The sequence below is a fragment of the Streptomyces sp. NPDC002130 genome (assembly GCF_040296465.1).
Taxonomy (GTDB): domain Bacteria; phylum Actinomycetota; class Actinomycetes; order Streptomycetales; family Streptomycetaceae; genus Streptomyces.
On sequence record NZ_JBEOXI010000330.1, the window covers coordinates 1 to 7,560 of the forward strand.

The 7,560-nt window shown below is 72.9% G+C and carries 6 protein-coding genes and 1 pseudogene; 4 read left to right on the plus strand and 3 right to left on the minus strand.

The features are described from left to right. Positions 1 to 112: 112 nt before the first annotated feature. The 3 genes from ABT116_RS37145 (at position 113) to ABT116_RS37155 (ending at position 3,437) form a co-directional block, all read left to right on the plus strand. Positions 113 to 1,138: an aspartate-semialdehyde dehydrogenase gene (locus ABT116_RS37145; RefSeq protein ID WP_351643415.1), complete on the plus strand. Its 1,026-nt coding sequence runs from the start codon at positions 113 to 115 to the stop codon at positions 1,136 to 1,138. A 551-nt stretch (positions 1,139 to 1,689) separates the two neighbouring features. Beyond that, the gene (locus ABT116_RS37150; RefSeq protein WP_306970667.1) at positions 1,690 to 2,265 is read left to right on the plus strand and encodes a SigE family RNA polymerase sigma factor; all 576 of its coding nucleotides are present in this window, start codon (positions 1,690 to 1,692) and stop codon (positions 2,263 to 2,265) included. Positions 2,266 to 2,393: 128 nt separating this feature from the next. Next, entirely contained in the window at positions 2,394 to 3,437 is a 1,044-nt protein-coding gene (locus ABT116_RS37155; RefSeq protein WP_502984003.1) for a hypothetical protein, read from the plus strand. A gap of 57 nt (positions 3,438 to 3,494) precedes the next feature. On the opposite strand, the gene ABT116_RS37160 is transcribed toward ABT116_RS37155, so the two are convergent. Together ABT116_RS37160 and ABT116_RS37165 are read right to left on the minus strand one after the other, a co-directional pair. Then, complete coding sequence (locus ABT116_RS37160; protein ID WP_351643420.1) at positions 3,495 to 4,289, minus strand: SURF1 family protein; 795 nt, start codon at positions 4,287 to 4,289, stop codon at positions 3,495 to 3,497. 99 nt (positions 4,290 to 4,388) lie between these two features. Further along, complete coding sequence (locus ABT116_RS37165; RefSeq protein WP_351643422.1) at positions 4,389 to 5,213, minus strand: class I SAM-dependent methyltransferase; 825 nt, start codon at positions 5,211 to 5,213, stop codon at positions 4,389 to 4,391. 102 nt (positions 5,214 to 5,315) lie between these two features. Here ABT116_RS37165 and ABT116_RS37170 point away from each other — a divergent pair, with 102 nt between their 5' ends. After that, entirely contained in the window at positions 5,316 to 7,184 is a 1,869-nt protein-coding gene (locus ABT116_RS37170) for a S9 family peptidase (RefSeq protein WP_351643424.1), read from the plus strand. Positions 7,185 to 7,271: 87 nt separating this feature from the next. Here ABT116_RS37170 and ABT116_RS37175 read toward each other — a convergent pair. Beyond that, positions 7,272 to 7,560: pseudogene (locus ABT116_RS37175) on the minus strand (potassium transporter TrkA); the annotation flags it as partial.

Consider the following 7,560-nt stretch of genomic DNA (forward strand, 5'->3'; position numbering starts at 1 on the left):
GCTTCTTGAGCTCGCGGTTGACGGCTGTGTCGGCCTTGTCGAGGGCCTTCTCCGGGTCCATGTCCTTGCGGACGGAGTTGGCGAAGAGTCCGGGCGTCCGACGCTTGCCGTGGTGGGGGCGACCGGAGCCGTCGGCACGGTCATGCTCCGGATCCTGTCCCAGCGGGCCGACGTCTGGGGCGAGATCCGGCTGATCGCCTCCCCGCGCTCGGCCGGCCGCAAACTGACCGTGCGCGGCGAGGAGACCGAGGTCCTCGCGCTCACGGAGGAGGCCTTCGACGGGGTCGACGTCGCCATGTTCGACGTCCCCGACGAGGTCGCCGAGCGGTGGGCGCCCGTCGCCGCCGCCAAGGGCGCGGTGGTGGTCGACAACTCCGGCGTGTTCCGGATGGACCCGGACGTGCCGCTCGTGGTGCCCGAGGTCAACCCGCACGCCGTGCGGATGCGCCCGCGCGGGATCATCGCCAACCCCAGCTGCACGACGCTCTCCATGATCGTGGCCCTGGGCGCGCTGCACGCCGAGTTCGGGCTGCGCGAGCTGGTCGCCTCCTCGTACCAGGCCGTCAGCGGCGCCGGGCGAGCCGGTGTGGAGACCCTGCGCCGGCAGCTGTCCCTGGTCGCGGGCACGGAGCTGGGCACGCACCCCGGTGACGTACGCCGGGCCGTCGGCGACGACACCGGGCCGTTCCCCGAGCCGGTGGCGCTGAACGTCGTGCCCTGGACCGGTACGGCGTGCGAGGACGGCTGGTCGTCGGAGGAGCTGAAGGTGCGGGACGAGGCCCGCAAGATCCTCGGTCTTCCCGGCCTTCCGGTGGCCGTCACCTGTGTCCGGGTGCCGGTGGTCACCACGCACTCGGTGACCGTGCACGCCCGCTTCGAGGGCGAGGTCACCGTCGACAAGGCCCGCGAGATCCTCGCCACGGCGCCCGGGGTGGTGCTGTTCGACGACCCGGCCGCGGGGGAGTTCCCGACCCCCGCCGACGTGGTCGGCACGGACCCGACCTGGGTCGGACGGGTCCGGCGGGCGCTGGACGACCCCACGGCGCTCGAGCTGTTCGTGTGCGGGGACAACCTGCGCAAAGGGTCCGCGCTCAACACCGCGCAGATCGCCGAGGTGGTCGCGGCCGAGCTGTCCTGACCGTGTGAGCCGGCGCACAGCGCGACCGGCTCCGAGGCAGGCCGCCCGGGCTTCTCGACGTTCCGCCGCGCGGAATCCCCCGGCCGGTGTCAGAGGTGGTTTGTAGGATCTGTGCACGACATGTGAGCCGGTCGATGATCCGGACCACTTGTCCGTGGCGCTTCGGCATCAGAGGATTTACCTCCCCGCTCTCCGCAACCGCGCGAAGGGCGGGGAGCGTCTTTGCGGTCGCCCTTCGGCCGTGGGAGCGCTTACAGGCGTGGGGACGCCTGGAACCGGGCGTGGGGACGTCCGTTCACATTTGGATATAAGGGAAGAGCGGGACGCATGAGGGCCATGAACGCACCATCGACTGTGCTGCCTGACGCGGGTAGACCGGCAACGGCGACGGTCGGCGTGAAAGTGATGCCCGGCACGTACAACCCTCACGGGGGTCAGCGTGTCCAACAGGCGTGGCAGAGGTACTCGACTTCAGTGCGGCGCGCGGCACGGTCCTTCGACCGCCCCGCCCGGCGGCTCTCCGACCCCGCATGGCCGGTACGCCCGGTGGCATGCCGGTGATCGCGCCCGTGCCCGCAGCGCGGCCGGCCCGCATACCCAACCAGCGCGACGGCGCGGAGGACGGCGTAGCGGCCGGCACCACCGTCGACCACCTCACCGAGACCTACCGGGCGCACTACCGCTCGCTGCTGGGTCTCGCCGCCCTCCTCCTCGACGACACCGCCTCCTGCGAGGACGTCGTCCAGGAGGCGTTCATCCGTGTCCACTCCGCCCGCAAGCGCGTCCGGGACCCCGAGAAGACCCTGGCGTACCTGCGCCAGACCGTCGTCAACCTCTCCCGTTCCGCGCTGCGCCGCCGCATACTCGGCCTGAAGCTGCTGTCGAAGCCCATGCCCGACATGGCCAGCGCCGAGGAAGGTGCCTACGACCAGCTGGAGCGCGACTCCCTCATCAAGGCGATGAAGGGGCTGCAGCGCCGCCAGCGCGAGGTGCTGGTGCTGCGCTACTTCGCGGACATGACCGAGGCGCAGGTCGCCGAGACGCTCGGCATATCCCTCGGCTCGGTCAAGGCCTATGGCTCGCGCGGTATCGCTGCGCTCCGGGTCGCCATGGAGGCGCCGGCATGAGTGACGGCAACGGCGCGGGCGGCAACGGGCGCGAGGGCCCCGAGCCCGTCGAGCGCCTGGAAGAGTGGCAGGCGCCGACAAGGCGGCACGGGCAAGATCCGAAGCAATCGCACGCTGGGAACGGAACTGTGAACCACGGCCCCGACGACCAGAGCCCCGACGGGCTCGACTCGGACGAGCTGGACCTGCGCTCGATGCTGCACCAAGTGGTGCAGGAGGTGGAACCGCGCGACGGCACCCTGGACTACCTGCGCAAGGCGGTACCGCAGCGGCGGGCCCGCAAGCGGCAGGCCGTCGTCGGCATGGCGGCCGCCGCGCTCTTCATCGGCACGGCCGTCCCCGCCCTCGTGCACGTCTCCAACGCCACCGGCTCCGAGGCCAACCCGGCCGCCATCGGACACACGTCGGAGACCCAGGGCGGAGCGAGCCAGGGCAAGGGCCCGGACGGCGGCGAGAGCACCGCGGGCGGCTCCTCCGGCAAGACCGAGGGCAAGGAGAAGGGCGAGAAGAAGGAGAAGGGCAAGGGCAAGGGATCCGGCGGCGCCTCCACCGGCGCGTCCCAGGGCGGTACCGGCCCTTCCTCCACCGCCGCCGCCGGCATCCCGGCGTGCACCGCGGCCCAGCTCGGCCCCGCCTCCGGAAGCGCGGGCGCCCCCGACTCCACGGGCGCGGTCTCCGGCTCCTTCCGTGTCACCAACGTCTCCGGCGCGGCCTGCACCGTCACCGGCCCCGGCTCGGTCAGCGCCCTGCCGCAGGGCGCCGCCGACATGAGCAAGGTCGGCTCGGCCCGGCACACCGCGGGCGACGCGGCGGCCGGTCTGCTGCCCGACCCGTCCCTGGAGGCCGCCCAGCTGGTGCTCCAGCCGGGCATCGGCTACGACGTGAAGTTCGCCTGGGTTCCCTCCGAGACCTGCCCCCCTCCCGGCGGCAGCGTCGGCGGCCCCGACCCCAGCCCGGACCCGACCCCGTCGGAGGACCCGACGACCACGGCCGGCACCTCCACCGGCGGCGACACGGGCACGGCCCCCCAGCTGGTGCGGGAGGACGGCACCGTCGACGGCAGCGTGGCGGTGACGTACACCCCGGTCACCGGCTCGGGCGCGAGCTCGGTGACGGTGTCCAACGCGTGCGCGGGCACGGTGTACTGGACGGGCGTGCTGGCGGGATCGTAGGCGGGGGCGCAGCCCGCCAGGGGCTGCGGGCCCACCCGGCCCGGGCGAAGACGCCGCTCACTTCACAGCGGCGTCCACGGTGACGGGCTCCTCGTCCGCGACCAGACCCAGCTCCGCGTCCCGCGCGAACTCCACCTCGCGCCGCAGCAACCGGAACCACATGAAGATCACGAACCCCACGAAGGCGAACCACTCGGCGGTGTAGCCCAGGTTCTGGAACGCCTTCAGGTCCAGGCCCGAGTCCGGCGGCGCGGCGGCCGGCACCGCCTTCATCCCCGCGTCGCCCTTCGACAGGGTGACCCACGCGTCGTACACGTCGTACGGCACCAGGTTGACCAGGGACGCCGCGCTGATCGCCGAGGTCTGCCCGGCCGGCAGGCCGCCCTGCGCACTGACCCCGTTGTCACCCGGCGTCTCCGACGCCTGCAGCGCCCCGGTGATCGTGACCTCACCGGACGGCGGGGCGGGAACCTTCGCCGAGCCGGGAGCCCCGGGCAGCCAGCCCCGCACCACCGGCAGCGCCTCACCCGAGTCGGTCCGCAGCAGCGTCAGCACGTAGAAGCCCTGCTTGCCGTCGAGCTCCCGCCCGGGCACCAGCAGCTGCTTGCCGTACCGCCCGCTCGCGGTGACCAGCTTCCCGGAGGTCGCCTTGTCCACCGGCAGCATGTCCTTCAGGGGCCGGGGCGCCTGGTGCCGGGCCTCGGAGACCTGCTCGGTCGCGGTGCGATGGTCCTGCACACGGTCCTCGAACCGGCTCAGCTGCCAGGACCCCATGAAGATGCAGAAGGGGATGGACAACAGCACGAAGACGTTGATCCCCCACCATCGGGGCGTCAGCAGAAACCGGTACACACCCCCACGGTACGGGGCTGTCGGGCGGCCCCGGCCCGCGGGGTCGGCAACGGAGCGGGCCCGTCGGCCGGTTCCGGAGGGCCGTGAGGCTCTCCGCGCTCAGTCCTTGCGCGCCCGGATCGAGTACATCAGCGGAATCCGCGGCCGGCCCTCGGGGAAGCGGAAGCAGCCGTCCCGCCGCTGGAGATTCCCGAACCGCCGGAACAGCGACACGTCGTGCTCGTGCAGGAACTCGATCCGCAGCCCGGCCGCCGCCAGCGCCGAGACGACTTCGCCGACCGGATGCTGCCACTCCACCCGCCGGCCGTGGGTGAACTCGGCCCCCTCGGCCGCGTACGACCCCGCGCTCTCCTCGATCCAGGCGTCGCGGGCGAAGTAGTCGTGCACGATCCGCGAGCCGGTCTCGTCGTCGAGGACATCGGTGAGCGGGTGGAACTCGGCGAGGTAGAGGAACCCGCCGGGCGCCACCAGCGAGGCGACGGTCCGCGCCCAGCGCCCGATGTCGGGCAGCCAGCACAGCGCGCCGCCGCCGGTGTACACGATGTCGTACGACGGGTCCGGGACCGCGGCCGCCGCGTCGTACACGTCCGCCGTCACGAACGCCGCCCGCTCCGGGCCGAGACCCAGGTCGCGCGCGAGCCCCCGGGCCAGGTCGACCGCGGGTCCGGAGAAGTCCAGGCCGACGACCCGGGCGGCGCCGTGCCGGGCCCAGGACAGCGTGTCGAGGCCGATGTGGCACTGCAGATGCAGCAGAGAGCGGTTGCCGACCTCGCCCACCTCGGCGAGCTCGAAGTCGCGCAAGGGGTCCTGACCGGCCCGGAAGGCGTCCAGGTCGTAGAAGTCACCGGCGACGTGCAGCGGGACGCGCTCGTCCCAGTGGGCGCGGTTGGCCTCGTTCCAGTCGACGGGTGTGGGGGAGTACATGGGTGGGACTCCTGACCTGCTGAGAGGGGGGACCGGTGGAGGTTATCCACAGGCTGGGGACCTCGCGAGCGAATTGTCGGCCGGGGCGGGCAGTATGGGGCCATGACTGAGAGCAACGGGTCCGACGAGCGGGATCGGCGGGACCAGCATGAGCAAGCGGTACAGGCGGGACAGCAGGAGCGGATGCCGGACTGGGAGAAGCGCTTTCGCGCAGCGCGGGTCTCCTTGCCCGACTGGGCGGAGGACGCCCCGGACCGCTCCCTGTTCGTCTCGAACGCCACGGGCACGTACGAGCTGTACGCCTGGGACCGGTCGACCGGCGAGCAGCGCCAGGTGACGGACCGGCCGAACGGCACGACGGACGGCGTGCTGTCCCCGGACGGCGCGTGGATCTGGTGGTTCGACGACAAGGACGGTGACGAGTTCGGCGTGTGGCGTCGCCAGCCCTTCGAGGGCGGCGCGGACGAACCGGCCGCCGCGGGCCTGGAGCCCTCCTACCCGGCGGGCCTCGCCCTCGGCCGCGACGGGCGTACGGCGGTCGTCGGCCGCTCCACCGACGAGGACGGCACGACCATCCACCTGGTGCGCACCGGCGAGGACCCGGTGGAGATCTACCGCCACCGCGAGTCGGCCGGCGTCGGCGATCTCTCCCACGACGGCTCGCTCATCGCCGTCGAGCACACCGAGCACGGTGACGCGATGCACTCGGCGCTGCGCGTCCTGCGTCCCGACGGCACGGCGGTCGCCGATCTCGACGACACCGAGGGCGGCACCCGCGAGCTGGGCCTGGAGGTCCTCGGCTTCGCCCCCGTCGACGGCGACACGCGCCTGCTCATCGGCCACCAGCGCCGCGGCCGCTGGGAGCCCCTGGTGTGGGACGTGGCCACCGGCGAGGAGACGGACCTGGCGCTGGAGCTGCCGGGCGACGTCAGCGCCGAGTGGTACCCGGACGGCAGCGGCCTGCTCATCGCCCACAGCTTCGAGGCCCGCAGCGAGCTGTTCCGCTACGACCTGGCCGGCCGCGCCCTCACCGAGATTCCCACCCCGCCGGGCGCGGTCTCCGGCGCGACGGCCCGGCCCGACGGCAGCGTGGAGTACCTGTGGTCCTCGGCGGCCGAGCCGCCGGCGGTCCGCTCCACGGCGGGCGGTGTGGTGCTCGACCCGCCCGGCATGAAGTCGCCCGGTTCGGTGCCGGTGCAGGACGTGTGGGTGGAGGGGCCGGGAGGCCGTATCCACGCCCTCGTCCAGAAGCCGGAGGGCAGCACCGGACCGCTCCCCACGGTCTTCGACATCCACGGCGGCCCCACCTGGCACGACAGCGACTCGTTCGCGGCGGGCCCCGCGGCCTGGGTGGACCACGGCTTCGCGGTGATCCGTGTCAACTACCGCGGCTCCACGGGCTACGGCCGTGCCTGGACGGACGCGCTGAAGCACCGCGTCGGCCTCATCGAACTGGAGGACATCGCCGCGGTCCGTGAATGGGCCGTCAGCTCCGGTGTCGCCGATCCCGACCGCCTGGTCCTCACCGGCGGCTCCTGGGGCGGCTATCTCACCCTCCTCGGCCTCGGCGTCCAGCCCGACGCGTGGGCCCTCGGCATCGCGGCGGTGCCCGTGGCCGACTACGTCACGGCGTACCACGACGAGATGGAAGCGCTGAAGGCGATGGACCGCACGCTTCTGGGCGGCACCCCCGAGGAGGTCCCCGACCGCTTCGAGGCGTCGTCCCCCCTCACTTACGTCGACAAGGTGAAGGCGCCGGTCTACATCTCGGCCGGCGTCAACGACCCACGCTGCCCGATCCGGCAGATCGACAACTACGTCAAGCGCTTGGAGGCCCGGGGGGCGGTGCATGAGGTGTACCGCTACGACGCCGGGCACGGGTCGCTGGTGGTGGACGAACGGATCAAGCAGGTGCGGCTGGAGCTGGAGTTCGCGGAGCGGTACTTGAAGGGGGTGTCGGGCGCACAGTAGCCCGGGGGCAGGTGTTCTTCGGCGGCTGCGGGCGGGTCGTGGCCGATCGCGCAGTTCCCCGCGCCCCTCAGGGCGCGGAGCGCCCCGTCACGCTCCCGCCCGCTGCCGCCTCCTGCGCCCCAGCAGCTCCGCAAGCCCTCGCCTCGTCGCCGCCAGCACCACCCGGTCCCCGGCGCCCAGCACATACGACGCAGGCAGATCCCACACCAGACCCGAAGCCGGCATCCGCTCCTCACCCGGGGGCTCGGCCTCTCCCCGACGACCCCCGGGAGGTGACGTGTTGAGCGCCAGCACCCGCCAGGCCCCGGCCCGGAACGCCTCCCCGGCCGTCCGCCCCTCCAGCTGCGGATGCCCGGCCACATCCACCTCCGCGAAC

Excerpts from the sequence above, each read along its gene's own strand:
- ABT116_RS37150 (WP_306970667.1), top strand. The coding sequence starts at position 1,690 with ATGCCGGTGATCGCGCCCGTGCCCGCAGCGCGGCCGGCCCGCATACCC.
- ABT116_RS37165 (WP_351643422.1), bottom strand. The coding sequence starts at position 5,213 with ATGTACTCCCCCACACCCGTCGACTGGAACGAGGCCAACCGCGCCCAC.
- ABT116_RS37170 (WP_351643424.1), top strand. The coding sequence starts at position 5,316 with ATGACTGAGAGCAACGGGTCCGACGAGCGGGATCGGCGGGACCAGCAT.